Annotated in this window: 13 protein-coding genes; 4 read left to right on the top strand and 9 right to left on the bottom strand. The window is 64.4% G+C overall.

From position 1 onward, the window contains the following. Nucleotides 1-102 precede the first annotated feature (102 nt). Genes LMG28727_RS00805 through recC form a run of 3 tightly spaced genes read right to left on the bottom strand, consistent with a single transcriptional unit; the run spans nucleotide 103 to nucleotide 9,490 of the window. Nucleotides 103-2,427: an AAA family ATPase gene (locus tag LMG28727_RS00805; protein ID WP_201640423.1), complete on the bottom strand. Its 2,325-nt coding sequence runs from the start codon at nucleotides 2,425-2,427 to the stop codon at nucleotides 103-105. Then, entirely contained in the window at nucleotides 2,424-6,119 is a 3,696-nt protein-coding gene (gene recB, locus LMG28727_RS00800; RefSeq protein WP_201640422.1) for an exodeoxyribonuclease V subunit beta, read from the bottom strand. Before recB ends, LMG28727_RS00805 begins: the two co-directional genes overlap by 4 nt. Further along, nucleotides 6,116-9,490, bottom strand: coding sequence for an exodeoxyribonuclease V subunit gamma (gene recC / locus LMG28727_RS00795; RefSeq protein WP_201640421.1), 3,375 nt, complete (start codon nucleotides 9,488-9,490; stop codon nucleotides 6,116-6,118). The genes recB and recC overlap by 4 nt, the downstream gene beginning before the upstream one ends. A gap of 237 nt (nucleotides 9,491-9,727) precedes the next feature. Here recC and LMG28727_RS00790 point away from each other — a divergent pair, with 237 nt between their 5' ends. Then, a complete protein-coding gene (locus tag LMG28727_RS00790; protein ID WP_201640420.1) occupies nucleotides 9,728-12,259 on the top strand; it encodes an FUSC family protein in 2,532 nt (843 codons plus the stop codon). A 127-nt stretch (nucleotides 12,260-12,386) separates the two neighbouring features. Here the strand turns inward: LMG28727_RS00790 and LMG28727_RS00785 are convergent, their stop codons facing one another. Beyond that, the gene (locus LMG28727_RS00785; RefSeq protein WP_201640419.1) at nucleotides 12,387-12,596 is read right to left on the bottom strand and encodes a hypothetical protein; all 210 of its coding nucleotides are present in this window, start codon (nucleotides 12,594-12,596) and stop codon (nucleotides 12,387-12,389) included. 159 nt (nucleotides 12,597-12,755) lie between these two features. Continuing rightward, nucleotides 12,756-13,229, bottom strand: coding sequence for an Lrp/AsnC family transcriptional regulator (locus tag LMG28727_RS00780; protein ID WP_201640418.1), 474 nt, complete (start codon nucleotides 13,227-13,229; stop codon nucleotides 12,756-12,758). A gap of 138 nt (nucleotides 13,230-13,367) precedes the next feature. Here LMG28727_RS00780 and LMG28727_RS00775 point away from each other — a divergent pair, with 138 nt between their 5' ends. Continuing rightward, a complete protein-coding gene (locus LMG28727_RS00775; protein ID WP_201640417.1) occupies nucleotides 13,368-14,048 on the top strand; it encodes a cysteine dioxygenase family protein in 681 nt (226 codons plus the stop codon). A gap of 262 nt (nucleotides 14,049-14,310) precedes the next feature. On the opposite strand, the gene LMG28727_RS00770 is transcribed toward LMG28727_RS00775, so the two are convergent. From LMG28727_RS00770 to LMG28727_RS00755, 4 genes are all read right to left on the bottom strand, one after another. Continuing rightward, nucleotides 14,311-16,980: a mechanosensitive ion channel family protein gene (locus tag LMG28727_RS00770; protein WP_201640416.1), complete on the bottom strand. Its 2,670-nt coding sequence runs from the start codon at nucleotides 16,978-16,980 to the stop codon at nucleotides 14,311-14,313. 262 nt (nucleotides 16,981-17,242) lie between these two features. Next, entirely contained in the window at nucleotides 17,243-17,890 is a 648-nt protein-coding gene (locus LMG28727_RS00765) for an NAD(P)-dependent oxidoreductase (RefSeq protein WP_201640415.1), read from the bottom strand. Between the two features lie 175 nt (nucleotides 17,891-18,065). After that, entirely contained in the window at nucleotides 18,066-18,515 is a 450-nt protein-coding gene (locus LMG28727_RS00760; protein WP_201640414.1) for an Rrf2 family transcriptional regulator, read from the bottom strand. A 96-nt stretch (nucleotides 18,516-18,611) separates the two neighbouring features. Next, nucleotides 18,612-19,088 (bottom strand): hypothetical protein, encoded by a 477-nt coding sequence (locus LMG28727_RS00755; RefSeq protein WP_201640413.1) that lies wholly within the window; start codon nucleotides 19,086-19,088, stop codon nucleotides 18,612-18,614. A 331-nt stretch (nucleotides 19,089-19,419) separates the two neighbouring features. Here LMG28727_RS00755 and LMG28727_RS00750 point away from each other — a divergent pair, with 331 nt between their 5' ends. Together LMG28727_RS00750 and LMG28727_RS00745 are read left to right on the top strand one after the other, a co-directional pair. Then, nucleotides 19,420-20,001, top strand: coding sequence for a DJ-1/PfpI family protein (locus tag LMG28727_RS00750; protein ID WP_201640412.1), 582 nt, complete (start codon nucleotides 19,420-19,422; stop codon nucleotides 19,999-20,001). 188 nt (nucleotides 20,002-20,189) lie between these two features. Further along, the gene (locus LMG28727_RS00745) at nucleotides 20,190-20,516 is read left to right on the top strand and encodes a hypothetical protein (RefSeq protein WP_201640411.1); all 327 of its coding nucleotides are present in this window, start codon (nucleotides 20,190-20,192) and stop codon (nucleotides 20,514-20,516) included. Nucleotides 20,517-20,533: the final 17 nt, after the last annotated feature.

The following is a 20,533-nucleotide window of genomic DNA, read 5'->3' as shown; positions in this document are numbered from 1 at the left end:
GCGCGGCTGGTGCGCGATGCCGACGCCGACGCCGACGCCAAGTAGCACACGAATTTGCGCCACCACACGCCGCTTGCACAGGCCACCCCATTCCGTTCCGCACTACCCCCCGCGCCGCCAGACCTCGGCAATCCGTGCAGCCAGCCCTGAATCACGCTGCGTCGGCGTTGCAATCGCCTGCGCCAACACCGTGCGTGCGCCCACCACCTCCACCCGTACGCGCGCGCGGGTAATCGCCGTGTACACCAACTCGCGCGATAACACCCGGCTAAATACCGACGGCAGCATCAACACCGCATGCTCGAATTCCGAGCCTTGCGATTTGTGAACCGTCAACGCGAAAGCCGTATCGTGCGGCGGAAGCGCGGCCGGCGATACCGCTCGCAGTCCACCGTCGCCGGTCCGGAAATACACACGCAACGCGCCGCTCGCGCCGGGTAGCGCGATACCGATATCACCGTTGAATAATCCCAGTGCGTAGTCGTTACGCGTGACCATGATCGCGCGTCCCGCGAACCACTGCGCGCCTACTGCCAATGTCACACCTGCGACACGCCGCACCTGCGCCGCCATCGCCGCGTTCACCTGATCGACACCGCGCGGCCCGGAGCGCGTCGCACACAAAATGCGGAACTGGTTCAACGCATCGAAAAGCGGCAACGGATCGGGCGTGTCCATTGCAAGCGCGGATGCCAGCGCGTCGGCATACGGCGCAAAGCCTGCGGCGAGTCGGTTGATGGTGCGCTCGGTCAGCGTCGCGTGCGTATCTTCGTGTAGCGCCGCTGCACATGCTTCGGTCGGATCGATGCGTAAAACCGCGAGCGCCTCGCTGGCCGAGCCGCCGCGAATCGCCAGGGACAAACGGCCGATAGGCGAATCGAGACCGAACCGGTAGTTGCGCTCGAGCCAGACGACGCAGTCGGCGAGCGGACTCTGCGCAGTGGGAGCCAATGCGTCACTGCGGGACGCGGACGATGCGCTGTCACCTGCTGACGGCTCGGCCGCGCCGAACAGGTCGCCGGTGTGCGGCGGATCGAATGCATCGTGCGGATCGGGCTGCGAAAAAAGCGCCTCCGATGGCGGACGGAAATCGTCATCCGGGCCTGCGTCAAACGGGGCAAAAAGATCAGCGGGCGGTTCATCGACCTCCCGCGATACGCCAGGCAATGCTTGCGCGAGCCGGGCCCGCCCGATCCCGAGCGCTTCTGCGAGCCGTTGCAGTCCGTCCTGCGTGAAGGCCGGGCGCGCGCTGAGTTCGGCGAACACCGCGCCGGCTTCCACTGCAGCGAGCTGATCCTTGTCGCCGAGCATCACGAGACGGGTCTGCGGTGCGATGGCATCGAGCAGATGCGCGGCCATCGCGACGTCGATCATCGATGCCTCGTCGATCACGACGACGTCGTACGGCAGCGGATTGTCACGGTGATGCCGGAATCGTCCGCCCGGTCCGGAGCCAAGCAGGCGATGCAAGGTGTACGAGGTCTGCGGCAAACGCACGGCGAGTTCGGGCGGCAGATCGCCGGCGCGTGCGAGCAACGCCTCCTGCATCCGCTGGGCAGCTTTGCCCGTTGGTGCCGCGAGTGCGATCCGCAGATCGGCGCGGGTATCGAGCAGGCAGGCAAGCACGCCGACCACGGTGGTGGTCTTGCCGGTGCCGGGGCCGCCGCTGACGATGGTGAGCCGTCCCGACAGCGCCATGACCGCCGCGACGCGTTGCCAATCGACTTCGTCGTCCTTTGGCGGGCCGAAATAGCGCAGCAGACGGTCGGATAGAGTTTTGGCGTTGGCGTTGGCGTTGGCATTGCCGTTGCCGTTGCCGTTGCCGTTGCCGTTGCCGTTGCCGTTGCCGTTGCCGTTGCCGTTGCCGTTGCCGTTGCCGTTGCCGTTGCCGTTGCCGTTGCCGTTGCCGTTGCCGTCGCCGTTGCCGTTAGCTTCCGGAACCGTGTCAGCATCAGATCCCTCACCAACCGCATCACGACCATCGTCCCGCATGCCCCGTTCACCCGCATGCGCCACCAGCGCGCGCGCCAGACGCCGCTCGTAGTCGTAATACCGCGCCAGATACAGCCGCCCCTGCTTATCAAGCACCAGGGGCCGCAAAGCGGCCGCACTCTGCGAACCATCGCTGGCCATGCCGCTTGCAAACAACGCCGCGCGGGCCTCGCCGGTCGACGCATCGAAGCGCCGCGCCAACACGGCAAGCGGCACGCACACGTGACCTTCGGACGTCGCCCGACTCGCGGCAAAAGCGCCGCGCGCCGCCCATTTCACCGCCTCGATCGATGCCCCACCGCGCCGCGCCAGCGCACCAATACGGCGGGCGAATCCCTCCGCGAGCGCGATACTGAAATCGGCCGGCGCGGGCAGCGTGATGCCGATATCGTCCATCTCCGGCGGCGTCGATCCATTGTGCTCAAGCGTGCTCATGCGGCACCTCCGATCATTGCCGCATCGAGCAGCGCCACGAGTTCAAAAGCGGGCCGCCGCCGATGCACGCCAGCAGCGCCATCGACATCGAGCCAGCCGGGCCGCACGCCGCGCACGAACAGATACAGATAGCCGCCGATATGCGTGTCGTACGAATAATCGCGCACGCGTGTTTTCAGATACCGATGCAGCGCGACCGTATAGAGCAGCGCCTGCAGGTGATACGCATGACTCGCCATCGCCGCTTCGAGTGGTGCAGCGGCGTAGTCGGCGGCGGTATCGCCGAGATGGTTCGACTTCCAGTCGACAATCCAGAAGCGCCCGTCGTGCTCGACGATCATGTCGATAAATCCTTTGACGAAACCGCGCAACACGCCTGGCTCCAGCGCGACGTCGGGATAGCCGTGTTCGATCAGCAACTCGCGCAGTGCAGGGAAATCGAGCGACGGCGCGGCGAACAGAAACTCGAGTTCGTTCAAACGCCGCCGCGGATCGAGTTGGGCGAGCGTCATGCCGGGTATGAGTTCGGTGCCGACGACATCGGCGATCAGGTTGTGCATCATCGCGGGCAAACGGGCGGCGAGTTCAGGTGTGGCCGGTGCCGGCCGCTCGCGCAGCGCGCCGCGAATCGCATCGGGCCACGTGTGCGAATCGTCGAATGCCGCCAACTCGAACATGCGATGCAGACAATCGCCCGCGGCAGCGCCGCGCGGAAAACCGAGAATGTCGTCTTCGGCATAGGACGGCGCCTGGGCGGCAGCAGCCACCGGCACGGCAGCGACCGAGTCAGCGATTTCATCGTGATCGGGCCGCACGTCTTCCGCTGGCGCGTGCATCTCCTCGGCTTTACTGCCGGCCGCGATCAAACCGCTAAAACTCGCCATGCGCCACTGGTCACGCAGCATGCGGCGATTGGCTCGCGCCTGCCTATGCGCGCCGTGATCCTCGAGGCTTTCCAGCGGCATTCGACGCGTCGCCGCAGGCAGCGCCTGCAACGTCACCGGACCACCCGCCAGCGCGTGCCAGCGTGCGGCCAGATCGGCTTCGTCCGGCGGCGCGCTCAACCAGTCGTCAAAGCTGTGGCCACTACCGCCTACCAGCCAGTTCAACACGCTGCGGCGCGATTCTTTCGTGGACTTCGCCGACAGGTACGTCCCCGCGACCAGATAGCAGCGGTACACGGCGCGCGTGAGCGCCACGTACACGAGCCGTGCCCGCTCCGCCGCCTGTTCACGCGATGCGTAACGTGACGCGCGTTCGGCCTCCTCGTCGTCGCAACCGTAATGGAGCACGGCGTCGCCGGCTTCGTCGTGATACTCGCGCGCATCGGGCAAGCCCGATGATGGCGGCTCGCGCAATGCGCCGTCGTTCAGAAACGGACAGAACACCACCGCATATTCGAGCCCCTTCGATTTGTGAACGGTGACGATCTGCACAAGATTGCGATCCGACTCGAGCCGCAATTGCGCGTCTTCACCGCCGCCCTGCTCGCGTTGCGCGGCGAGCCAGCGCAAAGTCGGCGCGATGCCGGGTTGCGTGGCAGCACGCGCCTGCACGAGTTCGGCCAGATGATTCACGTTGGTCAGACGGCGTTCGCCGTCCACGCCGGCGACGAGCCGCTGCGCAACCCGCAACTCACGCGTCAAGGTGCGCCACATCACGGCGAAACCGCGTTCGTGCCACAGCGTGCGGTAGCGTGAAAAACGTTCGACCCAGCCCATCGCGTCCGCTGCGTGCGCAGGGTCGTCGGCGGATGATGGCGCGTCGGCGACCTGTTCGAGACGCCACAGCGCAGCGGCGTCGAGACCGAGCCAGTCGGTGGCGAGCGCGGCGCGCAGACGGCGCAGATCGCCAGGTGTGTCGACGGCAGCAAGCACACGCTCGATCTGCTCGGCGTCGAGCGTCGCGAATACCGACGCCTGCGCCAGTTCCACGCTGCCGACACCCCACGCGGCCAGCACGCGTTTGATCAGACTGCCCTGCTTATGCGTTTGCACCAGCACGGCGATGTTGCCTGGCGCGAGCGGCTTGTCGCCGATCGTCACGACACCCTCGCGCGCGCCGCGCAACAGCCGCACGATCTCGGCAGCGCACGCTTCACTCGCTTCGCGTTGGGCCACGCGCTTGGTCAACGCGGCATCGCCTTGCGGCAGGGTCCAGATACGGAAATCGCCGGCGCCTGCATCGGGATCGGTGAACGGTGCCCTGCGCCGCTCGCCCGCCCGCACGGGCTGATAGTCGAGGCCCTCGAGCACGAACGCCTGAGGGTTGGCTTCAAACAGCCGGTTGCAGGCTTCGACGATCGGCGCGGTGGAGCGCTGATTGACGGCCAGCGTGTAGCACGCGGAAGCTGCCGCGCGCGCCGCCAGATAGGTATGCAGATCCGCCGCGCGGAAACTGTAGATGGCCTGCTTCGGATCGCCGACCAGGAACAGCGGACCCGCAGGCGCAAAAATACGGCTGAAGATCGCGAATTGCAGTGGGTCGGTATCCTGAAACTCGTCGATCAGCGCGGCCGGATAACGCGCGCGCAAAGCATCGGCAAGCCATGGATGAGCAGCCAACGCGCGATACAGGTTGGACAGCAGATCGTCGAACGAAACGACCCGGCGCGTACGCTTGCGCGCCACCAGTTCGGCCGGCGCATAGTCGAGCCAGCTTTGTACCAGTTCGAGCCAGCGTGCCCGCTGGACGGCCTCGGCGGCCACCACGGCGGCGGCCAGCGCTTCAGCGTGCTCGAAGAACGGATGCTCCGGCGGTTCGAACTTGACCTTGGTCGCCTTCTTCAACGCGGACACCGTCAACTTCAGCGCGGCCTTCGGCGGCGGCGCATGGCAATCGCCCTGCGCGAAATAGTCGCTCCATGCGGCGATCGCGGCGCTCACATGATCGGGCTTATGCGTGGTCTTGCTCAAGCGCTCCTGTGCCTGCGCGAGCAGACTGACGATCGCGTCGCGCTCCGCGTGCCAAAGCGAGCACGCGGCGTCGAAACCGGCTTGCGGATCGGCACCGCTTCCGCTCGCGTCGAGCTCGCCCCAACGCAACAACGCCAACGGCTTTTTCAGACGCCGCGCGAGTTGCTCGTCGAGTGACGTGGGACCCGCGCGTCTGGCCACCAGCCACGCGGCGAACGCGGGATGCGCATAAGCGACCGGCTCCACCTGCTCACGCCAGAAATCGGCGGCCATCTCGAAGCGCAACGCGGCGTCGTCGGCTTCCATCTCGAACGCGAACGGCATGGCGGCGGCGAACGGCGCTTCCTGCAACGCACGCTGACAGAATGCGTGAATCGTGTGGATCGCGGCCTGGTCGAAAGTACGCAACGCGCGGCGCACCACTTTCAACGCATCGTCACGTTCAATGCCACGTTCCGGCGACAGCGTCGTTTCAAAGAGCCGCTGAATGAACGGATCGCCGCCGTCGTCATCCATGTCGATCGCGCGATGCAGTTCGGCGAGACGGCCGCGTATGCGCTCGTGCAACTCGGCGGTCGCCGCCTTCGTGAAGGTGACGACGAGAATCTGATCGGCGTTCAGGTTCTTTTCGAGCAACAACCGCACGTACAACGCGCAAATGTTCCACGTCTTGCCGGTTCCCGCCGACGCTTCGATCTGGTTGACGCCGTCGAGCGAACACGCAAAAACGTCGAGTTCTTCGGCGACCAGCGCGTAATTCTGCACGGCGCCGCTCATGATGCGCTCCGCAGATGCTGGATCAACGGCTTGAACACAATCGATGCAAGACTGCCGAACGGTTCATCGAGCGTGAGCGGTGTGCCGCGTAATGCAATGCGCAACGCAGGGTCGTCGGACTCGCCGCGCACGCGGTCGTTGATCCACACCCCTTGCGACGCCGATTCGCTTTCGCTTACGCGCGTCCATGCGCTCTTCGGGAAAAATCGCAGCGGCAACCGGCGCCCCGCCCTGAACAATGCAGCGAGCGGCGCCAGTTCGTCGAGCGGTGCGGCAACCGGTGCGAGTTCGAAGCTCTCGCCGCTGCCATGCCACACCGTGCGGCGCGGACCATCAGGCCGTGCGGCGCAATAGATCAGGTGCGAGAGCCACGCGGACAGATAATCGCGGGCGGTGGGTTTGGCGTAACGGAAAATCACTTGTCCTGTTCCGGTCAGCAGATTCAACGTGCCGTGCAGTTGCAGCGGCGCTCGGGCCGCGTCACGAAGCGTTGCGTCATGTGGGCCGAACAACGCACCCGCGAGATCCGCGCTGTCGGGCCAGCGCGGCGTGAGGTCGAGTACGAACGGCAGACGCTCGACGCCCGAGGCCACTTCGTCGCGTACGCTCGACGCAAGCTGGCGCAACGCGCCCAGCTCTCGCGCACGCCATACCGCGCCAGTCGCGCCGCCCGGCAACTCGGGACTGGCTGCGGCGACCCGGCGTACGCGGTCGAACATGACGTCGTCTTCGGTATCGGTGTCGAGCAGCACGGGGAGAAGGCGATCCGCCAACGCGTCGCGCCCGCTGTAATCGAGGTCGAATGGCTCAGTGTCGAGCAATTCGCCTTGCGCGTCCGATAGCACAATGCCCAGCCGATCCCGCAACAACGCACGCGCCGGGTGACGCCAGAAACGCACGAATTCGTCGAATGCGACCGGCGAGTTGTCTTCCGGCGGCAATGGCTGATCGAAGAACGGTGCGACGGTGGCATGCTGCGGCCAGGCCAGCAATGTCGCCAGTTCGGCGCGATCGGCGTTATAGGTGAACAACTCGCCCTGCGAAGAAAAATAGTCCGACGCAAACGCCTGCAACGGGTGATCGACGATGAACGCATGCCGTGCGTTGTCGACCTCCGCGGGACTTGCGTCCTCGCCCGCCGACACTTGCGCAAGATGATCGAGCAGCTCGTCGACCAGAGCGGCCGGCGGCAACGGCGCGTTATCGCGAATGCTGCGCCCCGTGTACGCGATGAAAAGCCGCTCGCGCGCCGCGAGCACCAGATCGAGGAACAGATTGCGCTCGTCGTCGCGGCGCTGCCGGTCGCCGGCTTTACCGAACGCGGCCATCAGATCGAATTCGTCGGCGCGGGCGAGACTCGGCAGCACGCCGTCGTCCATGCCGAGCAGACAGACGATCCGGAACGGCAAGCCGCGCAAACTGGTCAGCGACGAAAACGTCACGCTGCCCCACGGCACACCGCCGCGCGCCGGGTCGTCGAGCGCCTCGGTGAGCGCGCCGCGCACCACGGCAGCCGGCAGCAGCACGTCTTGCGCGCCCGCCTGCATCGCGTCGCCCATCTGGTCGATCGCGTCGCGCACGGCGGCGAGCGAATCGGCGAAGTCGACACCGCCGTCGAAAGATTGCCCGAGCGTTTCAAGCAACAGCTGCGACCACTCGGCCGGGGTTCGTTCGATCGCGCAGTCCGCCGCGAAGCCGTCGATATCGTCGACGAAACGCGCCAGGCGGCCGAGCAATTCGGCGTCCGAGCCGTCGGCGCCTTCGACCGGCAACCACGCGTCGACCGGCTCGCCGCCATCGGGCATCGCATAGCCGAGATACAGACGCGTGAGCGCGTCCGCGAACGTATGACGGGCGATCGGCACGTTCTCGCCGATCGGTTCGACCGGCGCCAACCCACGCCTCGCACCGGCTGCCGCGAGCCACTCCTGGGCAGCTTCGAGCGAACTGGCGTCGATGCCGTAGCGCACCGCAATCGCGTCGACGCGCAGCCATTCGATCAGATCGGGCGCGCCCACGCTACGCTCGGGCAACGCGAGCCAGTCCAGCAGCAGACGCGCCACCGGGTTGGCCTGCGACGGCGGCAAACCGGTGATCCGATAAGGTATGCGGCGCGAATCGCCTGGCGGCGTGGTGCCGAATACGGCATCGATCAACGGACCCGCCGCCGCGAGATCGGACACGGCGACCAGCACGTCCGACGGTTGCAGATCGTCGAATTCGTCGAACCAGCCCAGCAGCCGGTCGTGCAGCACCTCGAGCTGGCGGGACAGACTATGGCAGACGTGAACCTCGATGCCGCGCTCGATCGGGAACTCATCGGTATCGGTTTCCGCACGCAGATCGAGAATGCCATTTTGCACGGCCGCCAGCCAGCTAGGTTCAGGGTTTTCCGTGAAGTCGCCGGTCTCTCCCGACGCGGCGCTCTCGGTCAGCTCATGCAGCATATGCAACTGCGCCTGCGTCTGACGGCCCCATTCTGCAAGCAGCGGATGCCCCACTTCCTGATAGTCGAGTTGACCGGCGGCATCGAGCGCCTGAACGCGCCCTTCGCTAACGACGTCGAACCAGAACTCGCGACACGGGTTCAACACATAGAGGCGCACGTCGACCCAGCGCGACAACGCGCGCAGCAACGCGACGTGCAAGGGCGGCATGGTCGGCAACGCAAACACGCTGACGGCTTCCGGCCACTGTGCGTTCGAGATGGCTTCGAGATCGAGCGTGCCGATCTCTTCCAGGAAGCGGTAGGCGGGCGGCAATGCGGCAGCGGGCGTTTGCGCATTACCTGCGACTTCGGCGAGTACAGCGCGCCACAGCGCCGCCTGCCAGCGCTCGTCTTCGCGGGCGGCATCGCTCGCGCCAACCAGACGCGGACCGGTGTCGTCCAATGCGCCGCTTGCGAAGATCGAACCGCCTTTCTGCCATTGCAACAACCACTCGGGGCGGTAGGTCAGATAGTGGTCGAGCACGGTCGCGACGCGCCGCGCAAGTTCATAGCGCATGGAGGCGTCCGCGGCGTCCAGATAGGTACGCAGACGCGGCGACGCGTTCCACGCAAGCGTCTCGTCCGCATCACTGAGCAACCGGTAGCAACGCCAGACCAGCCGGTCCGGCGCAAACGGCGAATGCCGCGGCACTTCGATCACCCCGCCAATCTGCGCCCACAGCCACTGCGCGAGATAACCAAAATTGACATTCGCGCAGATGCCCTGACGCCTGGCGATATCGAGCTCCAGCCGGCGGCGCACCGCCGCGCTCGGCACGATCACGGGCTGCGCGGTCCAGGGATCGGACGGCGCTTCGCCGAGATCGTCGAGCAGCGCGTCGACAAGGGTTTCGTAGCGGTTCGAATAGAAGAGCTGGAGCATGGATTCCGGATCGGGCGGGCGGTATCGGGGCAACATGGGCGCCACTTCAGCGCAACGTGCAAGCCGCCACAGACAGTGAAGCGACAGCATAACAAACGCGCTCCCAGGGCATAACCTGGCCAGATGGACGAGGTCAGATCAGAGACAAAATACGTTAGACTCGACGGCAGTTTGGGTCTGCCCCCTGCGTCTACCCTTCAGCCGCATTTTTCTTAGTGAATGGAATTCAGGTAGTCGATGCGCTATTCGGTTGAAATAAGAAAATTCCTTTACAGCCAGTACTTTTATGGCGGCCTGCGCATCGCAGTTGGCGTGTCGTTACCCGCGCTTTTGTGCCTGATCGTATTCCACGATCGCGAACTCGGTTTCACCATCGCCACCGGCGCGCTCGGCGCCTGTGTGGTCGACATGCCCGGGCCGCTCAAGTACAAGCACAACGAAATGCTGGCGTGCACGGTCATCGGTTTCCTGTCGGCGCTCGCCACCGGGCTTGCCACCGTCAATCCGGTCGCGCTGTGGTGTACCGTCGTGCCGCTCACGTTCGTGCTGTCGCTGATCGTCGTGTACGGCAACCGTTGGCCGCAGATCAGTTTCGCCACGCTGTTCATGATGATCATGACGCTGGAGGAGCATTTCACGCCGATCCAGGCGCTCGTCAACGCATCGTGGATTCTGCTGGGCGGTCTCTGGTACACCTACTGGTCGACCTTCGTCAGCCGCTGGATGATGCATCGGATCGAGCAGCAGGCGCTCGCCGAGAGCGTGTTCGCGTGCGCCGACTATCTGCTCGCGCGCGCCGCGTTTTACGATCTCGACAACGATTTGGACGAGTGCTATCGCAATCTGGTCGACAAGCAGATTGCCGCGGTGGAGCGCCAGGATGCCGCGCGCGACATCGTGCTGCGCAATCTGCCCAAGCTCAAGCGCGGCAAGCTCGAACCGCGCCGCGCAATGCTGTTCAATCTGTTCATCAATACGGTCGATCTGCACGAACTGTTTGTCGGCGCGCACACCGATTACCCGCTGGTGCGGAACACGTTCGGCGGCTCGGATCTGCTGGTGTTCTACCGCGACCTGATTCGCAAGGCCGCCGAAGACCTCGAAGAAATCGGGCTCGCGGTCTTGCAGAATCACGCGCCGCGCAAGAGCGTGAACGTCAAGGCTGAATTACGTGCGATCGAGTTCGAGATCGAACTGATGCGCAAGCAGGACCTGCCCGCAAAAAGCCCGGAGGCTTATGCAGCGGTGTCATCGAACTTCAGACGCATCTGGAGTGCGACGCGTCTGATCGACAGGATGCGCAAGAGCCTGTCGAGCGACCCGAGCCCGACCGAAACCGAACTGCGGATCGACAAGGCGCTGAGCCGCTTCGTATCGAGCCGACGCGTGCCGTTCGGACAGATCTTCTCGAACCTCACCATGGCTTCGCCGAGCTTTCGTCACGCGCTACGCGTGACGATTGCGGTCGCCGTGGGCTTCTGGCTCGGCCGCCTGCTGCCGCTCACGAATGCGTACTGGATCGTGATGACGACTGTCATCATTCTGAAGCCGGGTTATTCGCTGACCAAACAGCGCAATGGGCAACGGATCATCGGTACGCTGATCGGCTGCGCGGCCAGTATCGCGCTGATCATCCTCGTCAAGAACCCGCACATCGTGATGGTGGCGATGTTCGCGTCGATGGTAATGAGCTACAGCCTGCTGCTGTTCAATTACGCGGCGAGTGTGGTGTTCACGTCGTCGTATGTGCTGCTGCTGTTTCATCTGCTCGCGCCGGGCAGCATGCGCATCATCGGCGAACGTGCGATCGATACGGTGGTCGGTTGCGCGATCGCGATTGCCGCGAGCCATCTGTTCCCGTACTGGGAATACCGGCTGATGGGCAAGCTCGTCAACAACGTGATCAGCGCGACCCGGCAATATCTGGAAGCGAGCTGGTGGTGGAGCGGCAAGCCGGCCGCAGCGGTCGTGGCGACCGTAACCGAAGGTGGTGCGCGTGCTGCTGCGGCGGCGATGGCCGATCCGGCAATCGAATTTGGGAGGCCCGCGATGGCTGCCGTCGGCGGCAACGTGAGCGGCAACGTCGGTGGCAACGTGGGCGGCGCGGTAGACAGGGAAGCGAGCCCGGATGCTGTCGCGACAGCCACCGTCAGCGAAGTCAAGCCGATTGCAGATGCCGAAGCCAGCGCGGGCACCACGACAGTTAGCAATGTGACCGCCAGGGCACCGGCGGGCGCTTCTGCTGCCGCAGCCGCCGCCGCAACGGCACTCGATCGCGATTATCGCTATCGCCTTGCGCGCAAAAACGTTCACGTGGCGTTTGCCAATCTGGGCCAGGCGTTTCAACGGATGATGCTCGAACCGAAATCCGCGCAGAAGTTCGTACCTGAACTGAATGGCCTGCTCGTGCGCAGCCACGTCCTTGCCTCGCAGATCGCCGCGGCCGCGCCGTTGCTGCGCACTTCAGCCCAGCAGCAACAGCAGGTGGAGAGCGTTTCCCTGCAGCCGCTGCAACGCGCGCTGAGCGCCGTTCGGGACAATCTCAGCGAAGCTGAAGTGGGCACCGCGGCGCCTGCCGATCAAGGCGAGCAGATCAAACTGCTGAGCCGGGAACTCGATGCCATGGTGGTCGAAACGGAGAAGTCGCCCGACTATTCAGCCGATGCCGTGCATGACATGAAATTGCTCGCGCATCAGTGCAAGCAGATGCTGGCCGCGTCGGCTTTGATTCGCAAGGATGCCAGTGTGATCCGTCTGCCGGAGGGCTGAAGCACAACGAATGGCGAACTGCGGCGGCCAAGCGGGTGGACGGCGTGGTCGGCGTCGATCTCGGGGACACCGCTGGCGCTGTCAAATCAGTGCCCAACACGCGCACCCGCTGACCCAGCCATCCGACTTACTGAGCCGCGCCGCTCGCCGGCTTCATCACACTAGCCGCTGCCGCCGCACCCGATGCAATGGACGGCGCCGACGCGTTCTGACTGTCGAAATCGTGCTTTTCCCTGATTGCGTTGTAGAGAATCGTCGCAATCACCAGCAGTATCGCAACCACGATGAAGATGGCAACGCCTAAGGTCGGGTTCTTCTTGCGCGGCGGTTTATTCATGAGGCGGGCTCGGTTCGCAAAGCACTCGTGGATGGTATCGGGGAACGCGGCATTCTACGCTTGGCGAGCTTGCACGCGGCTTGCAACTGGCCGGCACCGAGCAGCGTGGCGGCATGCCGCGCCCGCCGAACGCTATCCGCGCTGTCACAGTCAATTCTGCTAGGCCACCGCGGTAGGCCGCACCGGCAACGCTGTCGAATACTTGATCTGCTCCATGGCGAAACTGGAACTCACGTCATAAAGCGGCACCGCGGCAATCAACTGCTTGTACACGCGGTCGTAATCGTCGATGTCGGACACCACCACGCGCAGCAGGTAATCCGTTTCGCCGCTCATCCGGTAGACCTCCACCACCTCCGGGATCGCCTGCACGGCCAGCGTGAAAGTTCTGGCCCAGTCCTCGGTATGCTGATTGGTTCGTACCGCGACGAATACGGTGGTCCCCACGCCCAGTTTGCGCGCATCGCAAAGCGCCACCTGGGCGCGAATCACGCCCGCCTCTTTCAGGCGCTGGAGCCGTTTCCAGCAAGGCGTTTGCGACAGATTCACCCGTTGCGCCAACTCGGCGATCGGCATGGTGGCGTCTTCCTGCAGCAACTCCAGCAGCTTCCGGTCGATGATATCCATTCCCATCTTCACACCCCTATAGGAAATTATTCTACTTTTGCGATTCCGAAGGGAATTATATGGAAACTCTTTCTCCGGTCAAACGGGTATAAATATCGCTATCGAAAATAGCCGACCAGGCAGCGATGACGCTGCAAAACGAACATGAGCGAAGACCTCCGCGCCCCCTCTTTCAACCGTTTGCCGGTTTATCGCCCGCAGTCCGGCACGCCGGCCGACACGGCCTCGCCGGTCCGTGCAGACACCCCGCCGCAGTCGCAGCCGCACATCGCCCGAAACCCGCCGCTCGCGCGTCTGTGCGACGCGCTGGACGCGATCTTCGACGCCTGCGCACATTTCCCGGAACCGTCTGACTCGACCTTCTTTGCGCGCAGCATGCGCATCGCGCTGGCCCAGGCGGCGGCCGAACCGGCGTTGCTCGCACCACCGCAACGCGAAGGGTCGACGCACACTTACCGGCGCCACCTGCTCGCCGCCGATCCGCAAGGGCGCTATGCGGTCGCCGCCCTCGTGTGGCAGCCGCAGCAGGCTAGTCCGGTGCATGGGCATCACACGTGGTGCGGCTATGCGGTGCTGGAAGGCGCGCTGAGCGAGACGATATTCGAATGGAACAGCACGCAGCATTGCGCTAGCGCGACGCGTACCCAGACGCGCAAACACGGAGCGGTGTCATTTGTGCGCGGTGGCCGGGGCGGTATCCATCAGTTGGGGAATCGCTCCGACGCGCCCGCTGTGTCGCTGCATATTTACGGTGTGTCGGGTGCGCAGATCGCCACGCATGTGAATGACGTTGTTCGAGGGACTAAAGCGACGGAACTGGCTTGAGGCAAAAGCTGAAGCTGAAGCGGGCGTAGAAACAGGCGATGCAGACGGGCGAATACCTGACCGATACGCGCCCCCAGCCACTCAAGCCACTCAAGCCACTCAAGCCACTCAAGCCACTCAAGCCACTCAAGCATTAAACACGCACCATCACTGGCATTGCGCGCCGCGCACCGCTCTTTGCCGGCACAACGAACCCACGCCTCCCCACCCACGCAGTACGCACAGAAGCGGCGATAAAGCCGCCTACTGAACCCACACCCGTCTAACTCTTCCCGCCCGCTTCCCCCGCCGTAGGAATCTGCGGTGGAACGGGATCGGTCTGCCCAGTCGGCGGCGGCGCGGGCCTCGGTTCATGCGACACATCGCGCGCCATGGCGAGCGGCACATGCGCCGCATGCGCGGCCCGCACCGCCGCCCCCGCCCCAGTTCCGGCTTGCGCGTCGGCATGGCCGGCTTCATGACCATGCTGCGCGACAAACCCGGACATCTCATCGTCCTGCAAAGGCTGACCTTCGCTATCCTTCGACGACGTATACACCCGCATCTGCGGCACCGGAATCTCGATGCCCGCTTCATCCATCTTGCGTTTCAGCCGCAGATTGAACGCGCGCGCCACGCTCCACTGCTGCAACGGACGCGTCTTGATCTGCCCTTTCACGACCATCCAGTTCGGATCGAAACGGTCCAGCCCCCACACCTCGATCGGCCCCAGCATCTCGCGCCGATAACGGAAATCGGCCATCAGATCGGCGCCGACTTCGCGAATCAGTTGCGTGATCTGATCGACATCGGTCGAAAACGACATGCGCACTTCGAACACCGCGTACGCAAAATCGCGCGACAGGTTCTTGACGATCTTGATCTGCGAGAAAGGAATCGCGTGAATCGCTCCCTGGCCGTCGCGCAAACGCACGGTCCGGATCGACAGATGCTCGACCGTGCCCGCATGTCCGCCGTCCACGTCGATCCAGTCGCCCACCGAAATCGTGTCTTCGATAATGATGAAAAGACCCGTGATCAGGTCGGTCACGAGCGACTGCGCGCCAAACCCGATGGCCAGACCGATCACGCCCGCGCCGGCCAGCAGCGGCGTCACGTTGATGCCCAGATTGGCGGCCGTCACGATGCCGGCAATCGTCATGATCGTCACGAGCAGCACGTTGCGCACGAGCGGCAGCATCGTGCGGGCGCGCATGCTCGGCGCGCGCGCCTTGTTGCGCGGGCCGCCCGGATTGAGCGCTTCCGTGATCGCGGTGTCGACCAGAATCCACAGCAGCCAAGCGATGAACACCGTCGCGATGATCGCCACCACCGCATGCGCGATGCCGCGTGCCGCGACGTTTTCCTCGACCATCGCCGCCAGCGACACCCCCCACAGCCGCGCCGCCAGTTCGAAGAAAAACAGCCAGATGAAGAGCGTCAGCAGCGTGCCCGAAAAGCGCAGCAGCCGGGTCAGATAAGGTGAACGGCGGCGGGCGCGCGCACTGCGCGGACGTGTCATCCGCAACACGATCGCCGACAGGAAAAACGCCAGCACCAGCAACGCGGCGGTGACGATCGAAATCTGCAACACGTTTTCGCTGGAACCCGACCCGCCTAAAGTCGCGACGACCGACGCGGTCGCCAGCACCAGCACCGGCACGTGCCACAACGCGGCGAGCACGTCGAACGCGTCGGTCGCGGCCTTGTGATCGTTGCGCTGCTCGTAAGGCCGGTTGCGGATCAGATGCGCGACCGGCCGGCGAAACGCGAGCGCGAAGTAGCCGGTTAGCACAGCGGCCGTCATGTTCGCCGCCGTCGAGATCAGCGCCGCGAGATTCGAGCCGAGTTGATGGGCGACGTCGTAGTTGACCGCCGCGTCGCCCAGCGCGCCGCACACGCCGACCACGAACAGCACTCGCCGCGCATGATCGATCAGCAGACGCACGGCGATGCGCCGATGCCCGGAGCCGAACAGCGAGAACATGATCAGACAGATCGCCGAAAACACCGCCCCCGCGACGATCGCATACGCGACCACCATGCCGAGCGTGCGGCCGAGCGCATCGGGCATGGCGCGCACGAACAGCAGCGCGGCGACGAAAGCGATGATCCACGGGCCGACGCGGCGCAGCGCGAAAATCAGCAACTCACGCGTGGTCGGATTCGGCTGCAGTCCCATGACGATGCCGAAACGCCGGTACAGCCGGTGTTGCAGATAGATCAGCGCGCCGGCGCACGCGCCCCAGCCGATCAGCATGCCGAGCATGGTCAGCAGAATGCGGCCGAAGCTCTCCTGTCCCTGCCCCGACACGATCGTGTAGAGCTCGTTGCCGGCCGCGTTGAAGCGTCCGCCCCAATAGCGCACCGGCGTGCGGCCTTGATGGACATCGGATTCGAACGACGCAATGCCCGACGCGATTGCGCCGAGCAAGCCAGGACTCGGTTGCACCGGCGGAGGCGGGGCGACGTTCTGCGAAACCTCGCGCAATTTCTTGAGTTGGGCGACGAGCGCGGTACGTTGCCGGTCGTTGTCGAGCGTGGAGATCACGCTGTCGAGCGAGCGCGCCAGTTCGGCCTGGCTTGCGGGCGACGGTGCCGAAGCGGCGTCGGCAGCGGAAGCGCCCGAAGCCGCCACGGCCGCGGCTGGCGCCACCGTTGCGCTGTTGATCAGGCTTTGCAAAGCCGGAATGACCGGCGTGCTGGTACCGGCGCCGGCGGCGGCTAGCGCGTTCCCGGGCAGCCAGCCGACGCAGAGGATCAGCGCGACGCAGAACGCGACGATCCATGCACCGGGCCTGGCGCCGAACCGCGCCATAAACGGCGCGCGCACACGCGGCTGCGCGGCGCGAGCGCTTTCAGCGGTGGCAAGATGAACGACTGCATGGGTCGCGGGCTGCCCGCCGCTGGACGGCGCAGCCTCGGACTCACGCCGCGACGGGCATGACTGCATGGCAATCCGTAGGAAAACGGGAGACGCCAAGTTTAGCCGCAGTTTTACCCGGCGCGCCCGGACATGCGTAACCGAATGTTAGGACGCTTGCGCAATTCGCGGGGATGCCTATTCGCCCGGAACTCGCTGGACGGCGAACCCGCAGCGAGTCTTGCGGTGCCGGCGCGCCGGCCTTGCAGATCACCGCATCGGCGATTCATGCCAGCGCGCTCGCTGCAACACGTTGCGTTGCGCCGCGCGCCGGCCACGAAAAATCAGCGACTCAATACGCCACGGTCGCAATCTGATGGACGAAACGGCCCTGTTCCAGTTCGTCGACGAACGCAATCGCGTAGTCTTCCGCGGAGATGCTGCTGTTGCCCGCAGCGTCGGCGATCAACGTATTCGCGCCGGTGCGGAACGTGCCCGTGCGCTCGCCCGGTGCGATCAGCGCGGCAGGCGCGAAGAACGTCCAGTCGAGATCGGTGACCGTGCGGTAGTAGCCGAGTGCGTCGCGATGCGCAAGTGCGATCGCCTTGTATGCGTCAGGGAAGCCGGCCGTGTCGACCAGTTGCTTGCCGGGCGCCACTTCCAGCGAGCCCGCGCCGCCCACCACCACGAGGCGCTTCAAACCGGCCGCGCGCACGCCTTCGACCAGCGCCTTGGTCGCGTCGCTCAAGGTCGCGAGGTTGTCTTGCGGCGGAGCGTAGGCGCTCGCCACCACGTCGTGGCCGCGCACTGCCGCGCCGACGCTCGCGGCATCGAGCAAGTCGGCCTGCGCCGCATTCAGATTCGCCACGTCGCCCGGCACGCGCGCCGGATTGCGCGCCAACGCCGTGACCTGGTGCCCGCGCCGCGCCGCTTCAACGGCGATCCGCGAACCGACCATGCCGGTCGCGCCAAACAAGGCGATTTTCAGTTGTTTGCTCATGTGACTACTCCTGTTCCTGTGATTGGCCAATATGTAACCATTATGATTACATATATCGGGGGAAAAATAGGGGCTTTTGCCCCCGTCTGACTGGGCGCGTGTTTCAGGTGTCGTATCTAACCTGAACCCACGCCCTTCCTGCTGATTGATTACGACCTCGTCGTGGCGTCCATTTCTACGCTCGACGCTTGCGTTCCCGCTGCTTCTCGGAGCGCACTACGTCCGCGGTGGCGTCAGCCAGCGTACGCGCGCCGAGCGATGCTTCCATCGCCTGCTGCGCATCGCCGATGATACCGCGCAGCACGCCCTGAATATTGCGCCCCACCATGCACGCCGGATTCGGTTCCTCGCGATGCAGCGCGAACAATTGCGCATCGTCGACCGCGCGATACACGTCGAGCAACGTGATCTGCTCAGGCGTCTTCGCGAGCAACGCACCACCGCCCGCGCCAAGCTGCGACGTGGTGAGCCCCGCCTCGGCGAGCATTGCAAGCAGTCGACGGATCAGCACCGGATTCGTATTCACGCTGCCCGCGATCATGTCCGACGACAGCGGCACGCCCTCCTGCAACGACAGCAGCGCGAGCACGTGCACCGCAAATGCAAACCGGCTACTCGTATTCACAGCGAACCCGCCCGGCGACAATGTGTAACCATGGTAATTACATTTAATCCGGCTGTCAAACCGGTCGCCTTGCAGCAGCACAGTGTGGCCGGCATCTCACTTGTCCATCTGCTTTTGCGCATCGGCGGAATCGCCGGAGCTTGTGGAAGAGGCCGTGGCACTCGTCGTCGACGCCGAGTTTTGCGCCGACCAGTCCTGCAGCTTGCGCCCCGCGGTCTCGAGGCTCTGCCCGGTCAGCGACGCGGCCTTGCCGAGTTGCGCCTGGGTCGCACTGGCTGCGTTCTGCAGATTGGCCTGCGCCGTCGACGCGAGCGCGCCGGGGTCGATATTGATCGACGGCGACGAAGCGGATTGCAGGTTCTGCTCCGCGGCCGCCTTGGTCGCGTCGACCTGCTGGCCGACGTAGCTGGCCGCCTGATCGAGCTTCTGACCTGCGACCTGCGCGACGTCGTTGACCTTGCCCGCAACCTGCCCGGCCGTTGCGTCGTTCTTCTGACACGCGGCCAGTCCACCGAACACGACGGCCACGAAAGCGACGCGGCGCAGCAAAGATGAACGAATAGATGAAATCATGATTGGGTGTGAGCCGCTCAGGCGGCTTCAGTGTGGCGAAAACGCGCTCATGATACGCCGTTGCGGCAGAACGTCATGTCCCGCAGCGCACGAAACGCGATTCTCTACGAATTCGCAGTCATCCGCGAAAGACTGCATGAATTCCGTTTGATAGCGGCTTCAACGCAGCACGATCGCTGCTTCTTCAACGGCATAACGTGTGCGCCATGCAACCTCGAACCGATTGCACAACGCGTCGCAGTTCTGTCAACTGCGATGGAGTAGACTGCCTGAGCGTCTATGAACGTGAAGTCACGTTCGCTGTGTTCCGTTGATCAACTGGAGGCATACGATGGCGGCAAAGAAGATTCTGTTCCTGACCGGCGATTTCGCCGAGGATTACGAAACGATGGTGCCGTTCCAGGCACTGCAGGCAGTCGGCCATATCGTCGACGCGGTCTGTCCGAACAAGCGTGCGGGCGATCGCATCAAGACAGCCATCCACGATTTCGAAGGCGACCAGACCTACACCGAGAAGCCGGGTCATCAGTTCACGCTGAACGCTTCGTTCGACGATGCCGATCCGAGCCAGTACGACGCGCTCGCCATTGCTGGCGGCCGTGCTCCGGAGTATCTGCGGCTCAATCAGAAGGTGATCGAAATCGTCCGGCAATTCGCCGAAGCGGGCAAGCCGATCGCCGCTATCTGCCACGCAGCGCAACTGCTCGCCGCCGCCGACGTGATTCGCGGCAAACGTATTTCGGCTTATCCGGCCTGCGCGCCGGAAGTGAAACTGGCTGGGGGTGAATTTGCCGACATTCCGGTCGATGCCGCCATCACCGACGCCAACTTCGTGACCGCTCCGGCATGGCCCGCCCACCCTGAATGGCTGCGTCAATTCCTCGTGCTGCTCGGCACGCGGATCGAACTGTGAGCGGCTCCTAACCGCGTTGAGCCGATTCAGAATCGGCTCCCCATCACTCTGATTTGACGGCGAGCGCCATGCCTTCATGGCGCGGGACGCTCGCCTGAATGAATTATTCACTTAGCAATTGAGACTGGTCCGATTGTTCATGCACGAAGGCTTTCCTATAGTCGCTGCTCACTTGGGAGTGTCTTTCGATGGAACTGGTGGACTGGATCGTCGTCCTCGCCGTCATGCTGATGGCCATTACTTTTTTCTGCTCGCGCACGCCGGCCAACTGGTCGCGCGAGAACCGTGCACGTCGCCTCGCGGGCACGCGGCTGCTGCTCCAGGCGACATGTGCGATGTGGGTCGCGCTGCTGATCGTCGCGCGGGACCTGTTCATGATCGATGGGCTCGCCGGGTTGCACCCTTCGCCGCTTTTCGCGCTGACGGCCGTGTCGATGTTGATCCTCTGCGCGTGTTACTGGTCGATTCGCGGCAGCAGGCTGCTTAAAGCACGGCAGTTGTTTACGGCGCATTGAGCGGGCGTTTGCTGGCT

It is taken from the genome of Paraburkholderia metrosideri (assembly GCF_904848625.1).
Taxonomy (GTDB): Bacteria; Pseudomonadota; Gammaproteobacteria; order Burkholderiales; family Burkholderiaceae; genus Paraburkholderia; species Paraburkholderia metrosideri.
This window is presented reverse-complemented; position numbering and strand designations above follow the sequence as displayed.

Bases quoted from the DNA above. Each gene is read 5' to 3' on its own strand.
- LMG28727_RS00805 (WP_201640423.1), bottom strand. From the start codon at position 2,427: ATGAGCACGCTTGAGCACAATGGATCGACGCCGCCGGAGATGGACGAT.
- recB (WP_201640422.1), bottom strand. From the start codon at position 6,119: ATGAGCGGCGCCGTGCAGAATTACGCGCTGGTCGCCGAAGAACTCGAC.
- recC (WP_201640421.1), bottom strand. From the start codon at position 9,490: ATGCTCCAGCTCTTCTATTCGAACCGCTACGAAACCCTTGTCGACGCG.
- LMG28727_RS00790 (WP_201640420.1), top strand. From the start codon at position 9,728: ATGCGCTATTCGGTTGAAATAAGAAAATTCCTTTACAGCCAGTACTTT.
- LMG28727_RS00785 (WP_201640419.1), bottom strand. From the start codon at position 12,596: ATGAATAAACCGCCGCGCAAGAAGAACCCGACCTTAGGCGTTGCCATC.
- LMG28727_RS00780 (WP_201640418.1), bottom strand. From the start codon at position 13,229: ATGGGAATGGATATCATCGACCGGAAGCTGCTGGAGTTGCTGCAGGAA.
- LMG28727_RS00775 (WP_201640417.1), top strand. From the start codon at position 13,368: ATGAGCGAAGACCTCCGCGCCCCCTCTTTCAACCGTTTGCCGGTTTAT.
- LMG28727_RS00770 (WP_201640416.1), bottom strand. From the start codon at position 16,980: ATGCAGTCATGCCCGTCGCGGCGTGAGTCCGAGGCTGCGCCGTCCAGC.
- LMG28727_RS00765 (WP_201640415.1), bottom strand. From the start codon at position 17,890: ATGAGCAAACAACTGAAAATCGCCTTGTTTGGCGCGACCGGCATGGTC.
- LMG28727_RS00755 (WP_201640413.1), bottom strand. From the start codon at position 19,088: ATGATTTCATCTATTCGTTCATCTTTGCTGCGCCGCGTCGCTTTCGTG.
- LMG28727_RS00750 (WP_201640412.1), top strand. From the start codon at position 19,420: ATGGCGGCAAAGAAGATTCTGTTCCTGACCGGCGATTTCGCCGAGGAT.
- LMG28727_RS00745 (WP_201640411.1), top strand. From the start codon at position 20,190: ATGGAACTGGTGGACTGGATCGTCGTCCTCGCCGTCATGCTGATGGCC.